15 protein-coding genes and 1 pseudogene are annotated in these 15,955 nt (G+C 68.9%); 3 read left to right on the plus strand and 13 right to left on the minus strand.

Translation table 11 applies throughout. The annotated features are described in order from the left end of the window. Positions 1 to 47 precede the first annotated feature (47 nt). The 3 genes from CU044_RS36615 to CU044_RS36625 form a co-directional block, all read right to left on the minus strand. Positions 48 to 1,028, minus strand: a complete 981-nt coding sequence (locus tag CU044_RS36615; RefSeq protein ID WP_129773175.1) for a zinc-binding dehydrogenase — start codon at positions 1,026 to 1,028, stop codon at positions 48 to 50. A 94-nt stretch (positions 1,029 to 1,122) separates the two neighbouring features. Next, positions 1,123 to 1,578, minus strand: coding sequence for an Lrp/AsnC family transcriptional regulator (locus CU044_RS36620; protein ID WP_129773177.1), 456 nt, complete (start codon positions 1,576 to 1,578; stop codon positions 1,123 to 1,125). 142 nt (positions 1,579 to 1,720) lie between these two features. Next, the gene (locus CU044_RS36625; RefSeq protein WP_129773179.1) at positions 1,721 to 2,437 is read right to left on the minus strand and encodes a UbiX family flavin prenyltransferase; all 717 of its coding nucleotides are present in this window, start codon (positions 2,435 to 2,437) and stop codon (positions 1,721 to 1,723) included. Between the two features lie 171 nt (positions 2,438 to 2,608). Here CU044_RS36625 and CU044_RS36630 point away from each other — a divergent pair, with 171 nt between their 5' ends. Then, positions 2,609 to 3,175 (plus strand): rhomboid family intramembrane serine protease, encoded by a 567-nt coding sequence (locus CU044_RS36630; RefSeq protein WP_240046056.1) that lies wholly within the window; start codon positions 2,609 to 2,611, stop codon positions 3,173 to 3,175. A 70-nt stretch (positions 3,176 to 3,245) separates the two neighbouring features. Here CU044_RS36630 and mqnP read toward each other — a convergent pair whose 3' ends face one another. Both mqnP and CU044_RS36640 read right to left on the minus strand, forming a co-directional pair. Next, a complete protein-coding gene (gene mqnP, locus CU044_RS36635) occupies positions 3,246 to 4,148 on the minus strand; it encodes a menaquinone biosynthesis prenyltransferase MqnP (protein ID WP_129773183.1) in 903 nt (300 codons plus the stop codon). Next, a complete protein-coding gene (locus CU044_RS36640) occupies positions 4,145 to 5,596 on the minus strand; it encodes a menaquinone biosynthesis decarboxylase (RefSeq protein WP_129773185.1) in 1,452 nt (483 codons plus the stop codon). The genes mqnP and CU044_RS36640 overlap by 4 nt, the downstream gene beginning before the upstream one ends. A 242-nt stretch (positions 5,597 to 5,838) precedes the next feature. On the opposite strand from CU044_RS36640, the gene CU044_RS36645 reads away from it, so the two are divergent. Beyond that, positions 5,839 to 6,264, plus strand: a complete 426-nt coding sequence (locus CU044_RS36645) for a PLD nuclease N-terminal domain-containing protein (protein ID WP_129773187.1) — start codon at positions 5,839 to 5,841, stop codon at positions 6,262 to 6,264. Between the two features lie 171 nt (positions 6,265 to 6,435). Here the strand turns inward: CU044_RS36645 and ccsB are convergent, their stop codons facing one another. From ccsB to hemL, 7 genes and pseudogenes are all read right to left on the minus strand, one after another. Next, a complete protein-coding gene (gene ccsB, locus CU044_RS36650) occupies positions 6,436 to 7,527 on the minus strand; it encodes a c-type cytochrome biogenesis protein CcsB (RefSeq protein ID WP_240046057.1) in 1,092 nt (363 codons plus the stop codon). After that, positions 7,524 to 9,293 (minus strand): cytochrome c biogenesis protein ResB, encoded by a 1,770-nt coding sequence (locus CU044_RS36655; protein ID WP_129773189.1) that lies wholly within the window; start codon positions 9,291 to 9,293, stop codon positions 7,524 to 7,526. Before CU044_RS36655 ends, ccsB begins: the two co-directional genes overlap by 4 nt. Before the next feature lie 4 nt (positions 9,294 to 9,297). After that, the gene (locus tag CU044_RS36660; RefSeq protein ID WP_129773364.1) at positions 9,298 to 10,035 is read right to left on the minus strand and encodes a cytochrome c biogenesis CcdA family protein; all 738 of its coding nucleotides are present in this window, start codon (positions 10,033 to 10,035) and stop codon (positions 9,298 to 9,300) included. Between the two features lie 31 nt (positions 10,036 to 10,066). Continuing rightward, the gene (locus CU044_RS36665) at positions 10,067 to 10,687 is read right to left on the minus strand and encodes a TlpA disulfide reductase family protein (RefSeq protein WP_129773190.1); all 621 of its coding nucleotides are present in this window, start codon (positions 10,685 to 10,687) and stop codon (positions 10,067 to 10,069) included. A 204-nt stretch (positions 10,688 to 10,891) separates the two neighbouring features. Continuing rightward, positions 10,892 to 12,139 (minus strand): hypothetical protein, encoded by a 1,248-nt coding sequence (locus tag CU044_RS36670; protein ID WP_129773192.1) that lies wholly within the window; start codon positions 12,137 to 12,139, stop codon positions 10,892 to 10,894. A gap of 246 nt (positions 12,140 to 12,385) precedes the next feature. After that, positions 12,386 to 13,069: a histidine phosphatase family protein gene (locus CU044_RS36675; protein WP_129773194.1), complete on the minus strand. Its 684-nt coding sequence runs from the start codon at positions 13,067 to 13,069 to the stop codon at positions 12,386 to 12,388. Between the two features lie 74 nt (positions 13,070 to 13,143). Then, a pseudogene (hemL, locus tag CU044_RS36680) lies at positions 13,144 to 14,448 on the minus strand (glutamate-1-semialdehyde 2,1-aminomutase); the annotation flags it as partial. Between the two features lie 125 nt (positions 14,449 to 14,573). On the opposite strand from hemL, the gene CU044_RS36685 reads away from it, so the two are divergent. Beyond that, positions 14,574 to 15,149, plus strand: coding sequence for a hypothetical protein (locus tag CU044_RS36685; protein WP_129773196.1), 576 nt, complete (start codon positions 14,574 to 14,576; stop codon positions 15,147 to 15,149). 77 nt (positions 15,150 to 15,226) lie between these two features. Here CU044_RS36685 and CU044_RS36690 read toward each other — a convergent pair whose 3' ends face one another. Continuing rightward, positions 15,227 to 15,772, minus strand: coding sequence for a flavoprotein (locus CU044_RS36690; protein ID WP_129773198.1), 546 nt, complete (start codon positions 15,770 to 15,772; stop codon positions 15,227 to 15,229). Between the last annotated feature and the right edge of the window lie 183 nt (positions 15,773 to 15,955).

Here is a 15,955-nt window from a genome sequence, read left to right on the forward strand (position 1 = left end):
TCTCCGCCAAAATGTCTGCCAAATCGTGCCAGTCGAGACTACGCCCCTCACGGTACGAGAACGACGCGGCCCATGCTGACGCGCTGTTCGAGCAGGTCATGGGCGCGGGCGGCCTCGTCGAGCGGCACGCGCTCATGGATCACCGGCCGTACGGAGCCGTCCCCGACCAGCCGGAACAGCAGCCGTACGCCCTCCTCCGCGAGCGCCGGGCTGTCGCGCAGCATGGTGGGCATGCTGAAGCCCGTCACGTGCCGCATGCCCAGCAGATCCATGACCGGGATGGCCGGCTGCTCGCTGTCGCCGCCGGACGCGCCGTAGAAGACGAGCCGTCCGTACGGCGCGAGCAGCCGGACGCCGTCGAGGAGCCGGGGGCCGCCGACGCCGTCGAGGACGATGTCCACACCGTCGGGTCCGGCGGCGTCACGGACCCGCGCGGGCCAGTCGGGGGCGGTGTAGTCGACGGCCGCGTCCGCACCGAGCGCGCGTACGAAGTCCAGCTTGCGCGGTGAACCGGCGGTGGCGATGACCCGTTCCGCGCCCAGCGCGCGGGCCGCCTGCACGGCGATATGACCGATCGCGCCCGCGCCCGCGTGCACCAGCACGGTCTCGCCGGCGGCCACCCGCGCGGTCTGGAGCAGATGCACCGCGATCCGGCCGGTGGAGCCGAGCAGCGTCGCCTCCGCGAAGCCGAGGCCGTCCGGCAGCGGCAGCACACGCGCGGCGGGGGCGGCGACGAACTCCGCGTAGGCGTCACGGGCCTTCCATACGACGACCCGCTGTCCCGGTTCGATCCCGGTCACCCGGTCGCCGGTCCCGACCACGACGCCCGCGACATCCGTGGACGGGCAGTACGGGAGCGGCGGGGCGCCGAGCGGGAAGGTGCCGAGGCGGCGCTGTACGTCGGCGTGGTCGACACCGATGGCCTCCGCGCGGACGAGCACGTCCTCGGGGCCGGGGGCGGGCGGCTCGGCCTTCTCGGTCCGCAACACCCGGGACGGGCCGTACTCGTGGTGCCGGACGATACGCACAGTCGCTTCCTCTTCCTCTTCCTCTTCTGTGCTTCCGGTTCCGTGCTTCCGGTTCCGTGCTTCCGTTCTGTGCTTCCGGGCGGACCCGCCGGGCTCACATCTCCTCGGGCAACTCCCCCACCCTGTTCTCCCACTTGGTGGAGAGCACGATGGTGGTACGGGTCCGGGAGACGCCCTTCGTACCGCTCAGCCGGCCGATCGTCTTCTCCAGGCCGTCCACGTCGCTCGCGCGGACCTTGAGCATGTACGAGTCGTCGCCCGCGATGAACCAGCAGTCCTCGATCTCCCCGAGGTCGCGCATCCGGCGGGCCACGTCCTCGTGGTCGGCGGCGTCGGAGAGCGAGATCCCGATCAGCGCGGTGACGCCGAGGCCGAGCGAGGCCGAGTCGACCGTGGCGCGGTAGCCGGTGATGACGCCCGCCGCTTCGAGACGGTTGATGCGGTCGGTGACGCTGGGCCCGGAGAGCCCGACGAGCCTGCCGAGCTCGGCGTACGAGGCTCTGCCGTTCTCTCTGAGGGCTTGGATGAGCTGCCTATCCACGGCGTCCATATGCCTGAAGCCTTCCATTATTCAGCAATCCCACAAGATTATATATAGAATCTAAGGCATGCAGGGCTCAAGCCCTACGAATATTCGATTCGGCGGCCTGTCCTCGTCCCGGTCGATAGTCGGCCCAGTCGGCCCAGTCGGCCTAGTCGTCACCGCGAGCGCCGCCCAGCTCCCCCTCCCAACGGCGGTACAGCCGGTGCGGCACCCCTGCCGCGTCCAGGACCCGCCCGGCGACGAAGTCCACCAGCTCCTGGATATGCGTCGCCCCCGCGTAGAACGCCGGAGAGGCGGGCAGCACCACGGCGCCCGCCTCGTCCAGGGTCACCAGATGTCTCAGCGTCTGGCCGTTGAGCGGCGTCTCCCGTAGGGCGACCACCAGCGTCCGCCGCTCCTTCAGAGTCACGCTCGCCGCGCGCTGGAGCAGGTCCTTCGAGAGTCCGAGCGCCACCCCGGCCACACTCGCCGTGGACGCGGGCACGATCAGCATCCCCTTCACCGGGTACGAGCCCGAGGAGGGCCCGGCCGCCAGATCTCCGGCCGGCCAGTGCCGTACGTCGTCCGCGCCCGGGTCCCGGCTCAGCCTCACGTCGAAGGTGTCCGGCTTGCCGTCCGCGCCGCGCGCCAGCCAGGTGCGCAGATCGTCCCGCCAGCGCGCGTCCCTGAAGGCGATGCCCGTCTCGTCGAGCAGGGTGAGCCGTGACGCCCGGCTGACCACGAGATCGACGCTCTCGCCCGCGTCCAGCAGCCCCCGCAGCACGGCCGCGGCGTACGGCGTCCCCGACGCTCCCGAGACGCCGACGACCCAGGGCCGCCGGGGCTGTCGCGGGCTGTGCTGGTCTTCGTACGATCCGGGTTTCACGGATCCGAGCCTATCCGGCGGGCCGGGGCAGGAACCGATGACCGTACCCCGGACGTTCACGGGGCACAGAACCTCGGGAACGCGGACGAGCAGTGACCAGAGGGGGCCCCGATGCCGTATCCGACCGCCCGACCGCCCGCGGGCCCGACCGCGCGGAGCCGGACCTCACGGATGAAGCCGGCCGCGGCCGTCATGATCGGCTGGGTCGCGCTGCTCTGGGTGCTCGAAGCGGTGAACGGCCCGACCGGCTCGCTCAGTACGTACGGACTGAGCCCGCGTGACGTCGGTGAGCTGCGCGATGTGATCCCGATGGCCTTCCTGCACCACGGCTACGACCATCTCGTGTCCAACTCCGTGCCGCTGCTGATCCTCGGCTTCCTCGCCGCGCTGACCGGCCTGCGCCGGTTCGCCGCCGTCGTACTCACGATCATGGTGGTCGGCGGCCTGGGCGTCTGGCTCACCGCCGCCGACCACACGGTCACGGCGGGCGCCTCCGGGGTGGTCTTCGGGCTGCTCGGCTATCTGCTGGTGCGGGGCTTCGTCGACCGCAACGCGGTGGACATCGTGACCGGTCTGCTGGTCCTCGCGTTCTACGGCTCGGCCCTGTGGGGCGTCCTGCCGACCAACTCGGCCGTCAGCTGGCAGGGCCATCTCTTCGGACTGATCGGCGGGGTGCTGGCCGCGTTCATGTTCCGCAGGCAGCCCCCGCTGAACGAGCGGATAACGGCCCGGGGCTGAGCGCGAGGGCGCGGAACACCGGCCGTACGAGAACGTCCCAGGAGCAGCAGTCCCCGGACACCGGCCCGCCCTACAGCGTCAGGCCCCGCACCACGAGATCCAGCAGCGCGGCCACGAAAAGGGCTATCCCGATGAAGCCGTTCACGCTGAAGAACGCGCGGTTCAGCCGCGACAGATCGTCCGGCTTCACGATGGTGTGCTCGTACAGGAACGCCCCGGCGACGACGGCCAGCCCGGTCCAGAAGAACGCTCCGGCGTCCGTGGCCAGCGCGTACCAGACCAGCAGCGCCACGGTCACGGCATGGCAGGCCCGCGCCCCGTACAGCGCCGCCGGGATGCCGAAGCGCGCCGGTACGGACAGCACGCCGTGCGCGCGGTCCGCCTGGACGTCCTGGCAGGCGAAGATCAGGTCGAAGCCGCCGATCCAGATACCGACCGCCAGCCCGAGGATCACCGCGTCCCACGACCAGCTGCCGGTGACCGCGAGCCAGGCGCCGACCGGGCCTATGGCCTGGGCGAGGCCGAGGATGGCGTGCGGGAAGTTGGTGAACCTCTTCCCGTACGGATAGACGACCATCGGGATCACGGCGATGGGCGCGAGGGCGAGACAGAGCGGATTGAGCGCCGCCGCGGCCCCGAGGAAGACGACGACGGCCACGAGCGCGCCCGTCCACGCGGAGCGCACCGAGACCGCGCCCGTCACCAGTTCGCGCCCCGCCGTCCGCGGATTGCGCGCGTCGATCTCGCGGTCGATGATCCGGTTGCAGGCCATCGCGAACGTACGGAGCCCGACCATCGCGATGGTGACCAGCAGCAGACGGACCCAGTGGACGTTCCCGTCCAGCTGGAACATCGCGGTCAGCGCGGCGATATACGCGAACGGCAGCGCGAAGACCGAGTGCTCGATCATCACCAGCCGCAGAAAAGCCCTGGTCCTGCCCGGCTGCGGTACCGCCGCCGCTGCGCTCGTCACAGCCCGTACTCCCTCCACCGGCGGTCGACTTTCGCCGCCGTCTCCGGGTCGGACTCGACCATCTCCGGCCAGCCGCCGTCCCGGGTGTACCCCTCCTCGGGGAGCTTCCTCGTCGCGTCGATTCCCGCCTTGCCACCCCAGAACTGCTGGTAGGAGGAGTGGTCGAGATGGTCGACCGGGCCCTCGACGACGGTGAGGTCCCGCGCGTAGTCGGTGTTGCCCAGCGCCCGCCAGGACACCTCGTGCAGATCGTGCACATCGCAGTCCGCGTCGACGACCACGATCAGTTTGGTCAGCGACATCATGTGCGCGCCCCAGATCGCGTGCATCACCTTCTGGGCGTGCTTGGGGTACTTCTTGTCGATCGAGACGATCGCGCAGTTGTGGAAGCCGCCCGACTCGGGGAGGTGGTAGTCCACGATGTCCGGCACGATGATCTTCAGCAGCGGCAGGAAGAACCGTTCCGTCGCACGCCCCAGCGGCCCGTCCTCCGTCGGCGGCCTGCCTACCACGATCGACTGGAGCAGCGGCCTCTTCCGCATCGTCACGCAGTCGATGGTGAGCGCCGGGAACGGCTCCTGCGGGGTGTAGAAACCGGTGTGGTCGCCGAACGGGCCCTCGGGCAGCATCGTGCCCGGTTCGAGCCAACCCTCGATGACGACCTCGGCGTTGGCGGGCACCTGGAGCGGGACGGTCTTGCAGTCGACCATCTCGATGCGCCGGCCCTGGACGAAGCCCGCGAAGAGGTACTCGTCGATGTCACCGGGCAGCGGGGCGGTCGAGGCGTACGTCACGGCGGGCGGACAGCCGAACGCGATCGCGACGGGCAGCCGTTCACCGCGCTTGGCGGCCACCTGGTAGTGGTTGCGGCTGTCCTTGTGGATCTGCCAGTGCATCCCGATGGTGCGCCGGTCATGGCGCTGGAGCCGGTAGAGACCGAGGTTGCGGACGCCGGTCTCGGGGTGCTTGGTGTGGGTGAGACCGAGGTTGAAGAAGGAGCCGCCGTCCTCGGGCCAGGTGAACAGCGCGGGCAGCTGGTCCAGATCGACGTCGTCGCCGGTGAGGACCACTTCCTGGACGGGCGCGTCCTTGATCTTCTTCGGCGGTACGTGCGCCACGGAGCTGAGCTTCCCGAACGCCTCGCGCACCCCGATGAAGCCCTGCGGCAGTTCGGGCTTGAGCAGCCCGCCGATCTTGTCGCTGATATCGCTGTACGCCTTGAGCCCCAGCGCTTTCAGCAGCCGGCGGTCCGTCCCGTACACGTTCATGGCGAGAGGCATCGCCGAGCCGCGGACGTTCTCGAAGAGCAGCGCGGGCCCGCCCGCCTTGTTCACCCGGTCGACGATCTCCCCGACCTCCAGGTACGGATCGACTTCGGCCTTGATGCGCTTGAGGTCGCCCTCGCGCTCCAGCGCCCGGAGCAGCGAGCGGAGATCGTCGTAAGCCATGCGCTCCAGTGTGTCATCCTCCCCGGCGCGGTCCGCCGGGGGCTTACCGACCGGACGGGGCCTACGTACCGACGTACCGACAAGACCTGCGTGCGGCGAGAAGACCCCTGTGCCGCGAGAAGACCGCTTGACCGTCCGGGACCGGGTCTGATCGGTTACTCGTTACCCTGGTGCTGTCAGGGGGCCGCTGACCCGGTCTCGATCTCCGCCAAAATCTCGATCTCCACTAAAAAGGGGACTCCATGCTTCGGGTGCTGATGATTCTGGTGCCGTTGGCTCTCAGCATCTATGCCTTCATCGACTGCATCACCACCGATGAGAAGGAGATCCGGTACCTCCCCAAGCCCATCTGGGCGATTCTGGTGCTGCTTTTCCCTCTGGTCGGCTCCATCTCGTGGCTGATCGTGGGCCGGGAGCGGACGACGGCGGTGCGCCGTGGAGGCGGCTGGGTGGCGCCCGACGACAACCCGGAGTTCCTCAACTCCCTCAAGGACGAGAAGAACGTCAAGGACGTCAAGGACGTGAAAGACGCCAAGGACGTGGGGGGAAGCGACGAGGACTCCGCTCATCTCGCGCAGTGGGAAGCGGATCTGAGGCGCCGCGAGGAGGAGATCGAGCGGCGTGAGAAGGGCGGCGGCAGCGCGGACGACACCCCGCCGAAGCCCTGACAGCCGCCCCTTCGGACGGACATACACCCATCAGACATACGCACATACAGGGGCGCCCCACGCGGAGTCAATACTGCGGAGGGCGCCTCTTGATGTATCCGGTGTACGCGGGATGCACCCGGCGTACGGGAGTTGTGTTCGGTGCCCTGGAGATGCACCGGTGTACGCGAGTTACACCCCCGCGTACGAGTGCTTGCCCGTGACGAAGATGTTCACGCCGTAGTAGTTGAAGAGCCAGCAGCCGAAGGCGACCAGCGCCAGGTAGGCGGCCTTGCGGCCCTTCCAGCCTGCGGTGGCGCGGGCGTGCAGGTAACAGGCGTACGCGACCCAGGTGATGAAGGACCAGACCTCCTTGGGGTCCCAGCCCCAGTAACGGCCCCAGGCGTCGCCGGCCCAGATCGCGCCCGCGATGATCGTGAACGTCCAGAGCGGGAAGACCGCCGCGTTGACGCGGTACGCGAACTTGTCGAGCGACGCCGAGGCCGGCAGCCGCTCCATCACCGAGGTGGCGAAGGAGCCGGGCTTGAGGCCGGCGGCGAGCTTCGACTCGTACCGCTCACGGAAGAGATAGAGCAGCGTGGCGACCGCGCCGACATAGAAGACCGCGCCGCAGAAGATCGCCGTGGAGACATGGATCCAGAGCCAGTACGAGTGCAGCGCCGGAACCAGCTGGTCGCTGGCGGTGTACAGGACGGTGACCGCGAGCCCGAGATCGAGGAGGACCACGGTGACGAGCGGCAGTCCCATCCAGCGGACGTTCTTCCTCAGCGCCAGGAGCGCGAGATAGACACCGACGACCACGGTGGTGAAGGTGATGTTGAACTCGTACATGTTGCCCCACGGCGCCCGCTGCACGGACAGCGCGCGGGTGACCACCCCGGCCGCCTCGATGCCCCAGGCGAGGACCGTGAGGGAGATGGCGATCCGGCCGTACAGATCGCCCTGCGCGTCACCGCCGGCCGCGCCGGGGCCGTCGGGCAGGTCGCGGGTGCCGCTCGCGGAGCGGGTGATGACCTCGGGCCGCTCCAGGACGGCCGTGGAACCGCCTTCCCGCGCGGACCGTACCGTCACCGGCGCCGCCGCGGACTTCCGGTCGCCGCCGGTCAGCGCGGCGGCGGTCCTGGCGACCTTGCTGCGGCTGCCGAACAGCCACTCGGCCATGTACGCGAAGAAGGCCAGCAGGTAGACGGCCATGGCCGAATAGATCAGCACATTGCTGGTCTGTGCCAGGCTCTCATTGGTTGCTGTGGCGGCGAGATTCACTTCTCAGCCCCTTCAACAGTCTTTTCTGCGGGATCAGGCGCGCTGGGCGCCTCTGAATGGAGGGTGCCGGCCAGTTCGGCCAGTTCCTCGGGGAGCTTGGCGGACTCGCTGCGGCCGAGTCCCGCCATCTCGACGACGGTGACGCCGTCGGCGCCCCGTACCGCCCGGACCCAGACCCGGCGCCGCTGGATGAAGAGCGAGCCGGCCAGCCCCGCGATGGCGGCGATCGCACCGGCGAGGGCCCAGGAATCACCGGGCTGATGCGTGATCTGGAAGCTCGCCCACTCCTTGACCTCCTTCTCGAAGGTGATGGAGCCGGCGCCGTCGGGCAGCGTGAGCGAGTCGCCCGGCAGCAGGGTCTTCTTCAGGACATCGCCCTTGGCGTCCTTGAACGCCTTCATCTTGTCGGTGTTCAGCTGGTACACGTTCTGCGGCAGCCCGGAGTCGACACCGAGACTGCCGCGGTACGCGCCGATGTTGAGCACCGGGAAATCGAGCGCGGGGAACCGGGAGAACATCTGCCCGGAGCCCTTACCGCCGTACGTCGGCACGAAGAACGCGGCGAAGCCCAGCTGGTCCTTCTTGCCGTTCTTGTCGCGGTAGCCGTCCATGACCTTGATGGCGCCGGTGGACGAGACGTTGTTGTCGATCGGCAGCAGCGGGACCGCGCCCCGGAAGACCTCCTTGCCGCGGCCGTCCTTGACGGAGACGACGGGGGCGTATCCGTGGGCGATGAGGTAGACCTTCGAGCCGTCGACGTCGAGGGGCTTGTTGACCTCGATGACGGCCTTCTTCTCCGGGCCGGTCGGATCGGTGGTGTAGCGGACGTCGGCCTTGAAGGTCCGGGGGGTGCCCAGCTGCGGCCCGCTGCGCTCGTACGTTCCCGTGAACGCGTCCAGGGTGAAGCTGAACGGCGCCAGCTCGTCCGTGTCGAAGAGAGAGCCGGACTTGAAGTCGTCGTACTGGGTGAGGGTGTTGGAGAAGCCGTCGCCCTCGACGATCAGCTTGCCGCCCTCGGACTTGAGGAGCTGCCCGCTCGCGAAGGCCACCAGCAGCACGATCAGCGCGATGTGGAAGGCGAGATTGCCCGCCTCACGGAGATAGCCCTTCTCCGCGGCGACCGCGTCCCCGACCGTATGGGCCCGGAAGCGGCGCTTCTTGAGGATCGCGAGCGCGGCCTCGCGGGCGGCCTCGGGCTCGGCGGTGGTGCGCCACGTCGCGTACGCGGGCATCCGGTCGAGGCGCTTGGGCGCGCCAGGCGGCCGGCCGCGCAGCTGGCCGACGAACTGCCAGGTGCGCGGGACGATACAGCCGATGAGGGAGATGAACAGCAGGATGTAGATCGCGGAGAACCACACCGAGCTGTAGACGTGGAAGAGCTGGAGGCTGTCGTAGATCGGCGCGAGCGTCTCGTGCCGCTCCTTGAAGTCCTGCACCTTCACTTCGTCGATGCCGGTCTGCGGGATCAGCGAGCCGGGGATGGAGCCGAGGGAGAGCAGGAAGAGGAGGATCAGCGCGACGCGCATGGAGGTGAGCTGGCGCCAGAACCAGCGGAGCCAGCCGACGATCCCGAGGGTGGGGCCGCCGATGACGGTGTCCTCGCGCTCCTCGCGGGGGGCGGTGGAGAGGGTGGACCCGGCCTCGCCGAGTTCGCGCGCGTCGCGGGCCTCGGAGGCGGCGTTCGCCGCGTCCACCGCCGCCTGCTCGGCGGTGGGGTTGTCGGTCCCGGCCTCGGTCGGGGTGTCGTTCATGGACGCCTTGCTCATGGAACTAGATCCCCACCGTGAAGCCGTTGGTCCAGGTCTGCATGGACTGCACGAGGCTGTCCCACGCGCCGGTCAGCAGCGCCAGACCCGTCAGGATCATCATCGCGCCGCCGATGCGCATCACCCATACGTAATGGCGCTTGATCCAGCCGAACGCCCCGAGCGCCTTGCGGAACGCCACCGCCGCGAGCACGAACGGCAGCCCGAGACCGAGGCAGTACGCGACGGTCAGTATGGCCCCCCGGCCGGCGCTCGCCTGCTCGAACGCGAGGGCGTTCACCGCGGAGATGGTCGGCCCGAGGCAGGGCGTCCAGCCGATCCCGAAGAGGGCGCCGAGCAGCGGTGCGCCCGCCAGGCCGGTCACCGGGCGCTTGTGGAAGCGGAATTCGCGCTGGGTGAGCCAGGGCATCATCCCCATGAAGAACACGCCCATGAGGATCATCAGGACGCCGAGCACCTTGGAGAGGATCGCGCGGTGCTCCTGGAGCGTCTCGCCGGCGAAGCCGAACAGGGCCCCGCCCGAGACGAAGACCGCGGTGAAGCCGATGACGAAGAGCGAGGCTCCGGCGACCATCCGGCCGCGTCTGGCGTCCGCCAGATCGGTCCCGCTGACGCCGGTGACATACGACAGATAGCCGGGCACGAGCGGCAGCACGCACGGCGAGAAGAAGGAGATGAGCCCGCCCAGCAGGGCGATCGGCAGCGCGACCAGCAGCGCTCCGCTGTAGACCGTCTCATTCATGCCGGGGACCGCGGCGAGAACCTGCACGGGATCACTTCTCCGCGATCAGCGGGTCGATCATCTTGCGCAGCTTCTCCGCGTCGAGCGCCATCAGCGCGCGGGCCGCGATCTTCCCGTCCCGGTCGAGCACGATCGTGGAGGGGATGGACTGCGGGTTGAGACTTCCCCGGGGGAAGCCGTTGACGATGAGCTTGCCCGTCGGGTCGTACAGACTCGGGTAGGGGACGCCGTAGTCCTTCTCGAACGCGAGCGCCGGGCCCTTGTTGGCGTCCCGGGTGTTGATCCCGACGAACGCCACGCCCTTCGACTCGGTCTCCTTGGCGACCTTCGCGAAGTGCGGGGCCTCGGCCCGGCAGGGCGGGCACCACGAGCCCCATACGTTCATCACGACGATCTTGCCCTTGAGGTCGGCGACGTCGAGCCGCTCGCCCTCCAGGGTCTCGCCCGCGAGCCGGTTGGCGGGTTTACGGTCGGCTGCCGCCACGGTGGAGATGCCACCCGTGTTCGTGACGAAGTTGGTGTCACCGCCGCCGCCGGACTTGCCGCCGCCCCCGCAGGCCGAGAGCGTCAGGGCCGCCACGCCGACGACAACCGGCGGGAGGGCGCGGAATCGTCGCTCGGAGCGGCGTCGGGGAGCGCGGCCTGAGTTCATGTGAAAAGTTTCGCATGGGCGATTCAGGGATCTTGCGCACCCCCCTGGCTGCCCGTAAAGCCCGTTGTAAAGAGCCGTGTACGGACAACAGCCGGGGGTCTGCGCGACGGTCCGCTCAGGCCGTCTTCTCAGGCCGTCTTCTCAGGCCGTCTTCTCAGGCCGTCTTCTCCGCCTTGTCCGCCTTCTCAGGCGGCCTTCTCATGCTCATGCCTTGAAGAATGCGTTCCAGCCGCCGGCGGGGGCCTGGCCGACCTCCAATGTGCGGAGCTTGTCGAGTACGGCGGGGTCCTGGACATCGAGCCAGTCGGTGAACTGCCGGAACGAGACGAGCCGTACGTCCTTCTTGCCCGCCATCCCCTTCAGCGCCTCCTCCACGGCGTCCATATAGATCCCGCCGTTCCACTGCTCGAAGTGGTTGCCGATGAAGAACGGCGCGCGATTCGATTCGTAGGCGCGGTTGAAACCGCCGAGATACGCCTCGGTGGCCTGCCTGCGCCAGTCCGCGTAACGCGAGGTCATGCCGTTCGTCGAATTCTTCGACTGATTCGCCAGAATGTTGTAGTCCATGGAAAGGACCTCGAAGCTGTGCCCGGGGAACGGGACTTGCTGGAGCGGGAAATCCCAGATCCCCATCTTCTTGTCCGGCCACCGCTGGGTACCGCCGGGCGAACTCGCGTCGTACCGCCAGCCCAGCTTCTCCGCCGTCGGCAGCAGATTCTCCTGGCCGAGCAGACAGGGCGTACGGCTGCCGATCAGTTCCTTGCGGTAGTCGAAGGGCAGCGGGTCGAGATCGGTCCAGCCGCTGTTCGTACGCCACTCGGTGACGAAGGACACAGCCTGGTCGATCTCGCTGCGCCACTGCTGCGGGGTCCAGTCGCCGACGGAGCCGGAGCCGGCGCAGAAGTGCCCGTTGAAGTGCGTACCGATCTCATGACCGTCCAGCCATGCCTGGCGGACGTTCTTGAGGGTGTCCTTGATATGGCCGTCGGTGAGATAGCCGATGTCGGAGGCGCCGACGGGGTTGTTCGGCGGGCGGTAGAGCGTCTTCTTCGACTCGGGCAGCAGATAGAGGCCGGAGAGGAAGAAGGTCATCGCCGCGTCGTGGTTCTTGGCGAGTTCCAGGAAGCGCGGGAAGAGACCGTTGCCGACCTCGCCGGCTCCGTCCCAGGAGAAGACCACGAACTGCGGCGGGGTCTGGCCGGGCTCCAGGGGGACCGGGGCGGCCGGCTGGTGCGGCTGCTTTCCCGTGTCGGAAGTGGAACCGTCCCCTATGAGCCGGGCCTCTTTGGCGAGGGGGCGCGCACTGCCCGTCGCGCCTCCGCTCCCGCCGCCCTTGCCCACGTCCGTGTGCCGGACCGAACCGCTCTCGCCGGTGGAGCAGCCCGCGATCCCGATCGCGGCAGCCGCTCCGATTCCCGCTCCGAGCAGACTCCTTCGGCTGATGTCGCGCATACCGTTCCCATCCGCGCTCGTCTGGTGCGTATGCCGCTCGTAAAAGTCTTACAAGCGGCAACACGAGAGATGAGTGAGCGAACAGGGAGGTTCCTGTAATTGTCATATCTTTACCGATCTTCACTGATGTATCGGTAGATATGACAGAAAGTGATCAGCGGATCGCGAGCGCGCACTGGTTCACGGGCGTGCGCCGGTTCACGAGCGACCGCCGGTTCACGAGCGAGCGCGCCGGCTCCTGCGCGTTCAGGCGCCGAAGGCTTTGGCACCACCCTTGACCGGCCGGGCGCCGGCGAGAAGGTGGGCCGGGACGAGATCACGGGCGGGCTCGGAGTAGCCGACGGAGACGATCTTGTCGCCCTGATAGGTGAAGCTGGTCAGGGACGCGAGCGTGCACTGCCGACGGCGCGGGTCGTGCCACAGCCGGCGCCGCTCGACGAAGCTCCGCACGATCCAGATCGGCAGCTGATGGCTGACGCAGACCGCCTCGTGCCCGCGGGCCGCGTCGCGCGCGCCGCTCAGCGCGCCCATCATCCGTACGACCTGCTCGATGTACGGCTCGCCCCAGGACGGCCGGAACGGGTTGGTGAGATACCGCCAGTTCCCGGGCCTGCGCAGCGCGCCGTCACCGACCCCGAAGGCCTTGCCCTCGAAGACGTTCGCGGCCTCGATCAGCCGGTCATCGGTGTCGAGGGTCAGCCCGTGGCTCTTGGCGACGGGCGCCGCGGTCTCCTGTGCGCGCTCCAGGGGGGAGGCGACGACGTAGGCGATGTCACGGTCCGCGAGGTACTCGGCGACCCGGTCGGCCATCTGCCTGCCCAGCTCGGAGAGGTGGTAGCCGGGGCGCCGGCCGTAGAGGACACCGTCCGGATTGTGCACTTCGCCGTGGCGCACGAGATGGACGACGGTGATCTCTTCGCTCGTGCTCATGCGGCGTTCTCCGGGTCGGTGGGCTCGGGGGCACTGGCCTCGGCGGCGCCGGCCCCGGCGCCTGTGGGCTCAGGGGCGGTCGCTTCGGCGGCGGCGCGGGCGGCGGCCGGCAGCGCGGCGGCGATCCGCTCGATCGCGCGCTCGTCGTGGGCTGTGGAGACGAACCAGGACTCGAAGGAGGACGGCGGCAGATAGACGCCGTCGGCCAGCAGCGAGTGGAAGAAGGGCGTGAAGCGGAACGACTCCTGCTTCTTGGCGCCCTCGTAGTCGTGGACCTCGTCGGCCGTGAAGAAGACGGAGAACATGTTGCTCGCCGTCTGTACGCGGTGGGCGACGCCCTCCTTGCCGAGCGCCTCCGTCACCAGCCCCTGGATCTGCCGCGAGACGGCGTCGATCTTCGCGTACGCCGCGTCATCGAGCAGCCGCAGCTGCGCGAGGCCCGCGGCGGTGGCGACCGGGTTCCCGGAGAGCGTGCCCGCCTGGTAGACGGGGCCCGCGGGGGCGAGCCGCCCCATGACATCGGCGCGCCCGCCGAACGCGGCGGCCGGGAACCCGCCGCCCATGACCTTGCCGAAGGTCATCAGATCGGGCACGACACCGTCGACGCCGTACCAGCCGGCCTTCGACGTACGGAACCCGGTCATCACCTCGTCGGAGATGTAGAGCGCGCCATCGGCGGCGCAGATCTCCTTGAGACCCGCGTTGAACCCGTCCCGGGGCGGTACGACGCCCATGTTGCCGGGCGACGCCTCGGTGATCACACAGGCGATCTCCCCGGGGTACGCGGCGAACGCACCGCGCACGGCATCGAGATCGTTGTACGGCAGGACGATGGTGTCCCCGGCCTGCGCGCCGGTCACCCCGGGGGTGTCGGGCAGCCCGAGGGTCGCGACCCCGGAGCCCGCCGCGGCGAGCAGCGCGTCGACATGCCCGTGGTAGCAGCCGGCGAACTTCACGACCTTGGCGCGCCCGGTGAAACCGCGGGCGAGCCGGATGGCGGACATGGTCGCCTCGGTCCCGGACGACACGAGCCGCACCTGCTCGACGGGGCCGATCCGGGCCACGATCTCCTCGGCGAGCGCCACCTCGCCCTCACCGGGCGTACCGAAGGACGTACCGCGGGCGACCGCGGCCTGGACCGCTTCGATGACCTCCGGGTGGGAATGACCGAGAATCATCGGCCCCCAAGAACATACGAGGTCGACATATTCACGACCGTCCGCATCGATGAGGTATGGACCGTTACCGGACACCATGAACCGGGGCGTACCGCCCACCGCGCGGAAGGCACGGACGGGAGAGTTCACGCCGCCGGGCGTCACGAGGGCCGCACGGTCGAAAAGCGTCTGCGAAACTGGGGCGTCATAGGGGAAGCTCACGGAATCCATGGTGTCAGAGGCTCGGACGTTCTTGCGGACAGGTGTTTCACCGGACGTTCGTGGGGGAGGTCACTGTCACGATGATCGGGTTGCGCGGCCATGGCTGCGAGTGGTCGGGTGGAGATATGCATCGCGGTGGCGGACTGGGCGAGGGAACCGACGACCTCGGTCCCGAGCCTGCCCGGCGTGGAAAGCATCGACGGCGCGAACGTGAGGCGCGGGAGCAACCGCCGACAACGCCGGAAAGCAGGAGTGGTGGCCGGGTGGGGGTGACCTACAAATACTTCGGCGCGCCCGACGGAGCCACGGCCGCACGTGTGCCCATTTCCATGCGCCCGGAGGAGCTGGGCGGCGACGAGCTCGGCATGGGCGGCATGTTCACGAAGATCAAGCCGGAGACGATAGCGGCGATGGTCCTCACGGGCATTCAGGGCATGCCCCTGTACAAAGTGCCGCCGCTTGAACTGGTCGTGCTGCATCCCGATTACGCGGTGGTCAAACTCCCGATGACGGTGGTGGACCCGCTGCGCGGTATCGGCGAGGAATCCGTGGGCGCGGCGGCCTTCATCTGGTCGACGGTCCCGGACAGGGGCGGCCCGAGGGACGCGTACAACGTCTACCAACTGCTGCACGAATGGCAGGACTTCAGCCATCGGCTGCACGAGGCGGGGCATCAGCCGTATTGCCTGGTGTGGCCCTGAGCCGAGGTTTCGCTGCGTGAGGGCGAGGTCCGCGGACCCCGTTCGCGAAGCCGCGTGGCCGAGGTGAGCCGCAGGGGTCAGCGCTGCGCCGAGATCGCCGGAGCGAGGAGTTCCAGCGCCTCCTCCCAGCGGAATCGGTCCGCGCCTCCCTCCGCCTTCGGGCGATGGGGGCGGTACGACCCCATCAGGACACCCATCTCCCGCAGTTGCTCCAGGCTTCGGGAGTACGCGGGGTGAGAGGCCATGGCCGCGTTCACGTACGGGAGGACCGCGGTCGGGATGCCCAGTCCGTACGCCTCGCACAGAATTCCCAGGGCGAGGGTGTCGGCGATCCCGGCGGCCCACTTGTTGATCGTGTTGAAGGTGGCCGGCGCGACCGCGATGGCGTCCGGGGGCGGCAGCGGGCGAGGATCGCCGGGTGAGCGCCAGGCCGAGCGGATGGGGTGGCCGGTCTGAGCCTCAAGGGCCGCCGCGTCGATGAAACCCAGGCCCTGCGGGGTGGCGATGACGCCGACGTCCCAATTCGCCTCTTGGGCAGCCGTGATCAGGTCGGCGACGTCGCCGGCGATGCCGGCCGCGCACACGACGACGTACAGGAACGGCTTCTTCGGCTGCTCGCTCATCGGCGCGCCCGCGCCCCGGCGGCGACAGCGCGCTCTCCCGTGGTCATGCCCCCGACCCTAACGGCCGGGAGGGCAACGGCGGTTACGAGACCCGTCGGCACGGAAGACGTGAGGCGTCCCCGCAGAGTTCATCCAACAGTGCGGCGGGCGCCACTTTTCGCAGGTAGGAGGGGGTGCGCGGCT

Origin of the sequence: Streptomyces sp. L-9-10, assembly GCF_004151105.1 — a bacterium.
Lineage (GTDB): Bacteria > Actinomycetota > Actinomycetes > Streptomycetales > Streptomycetaceae > Streptomyces.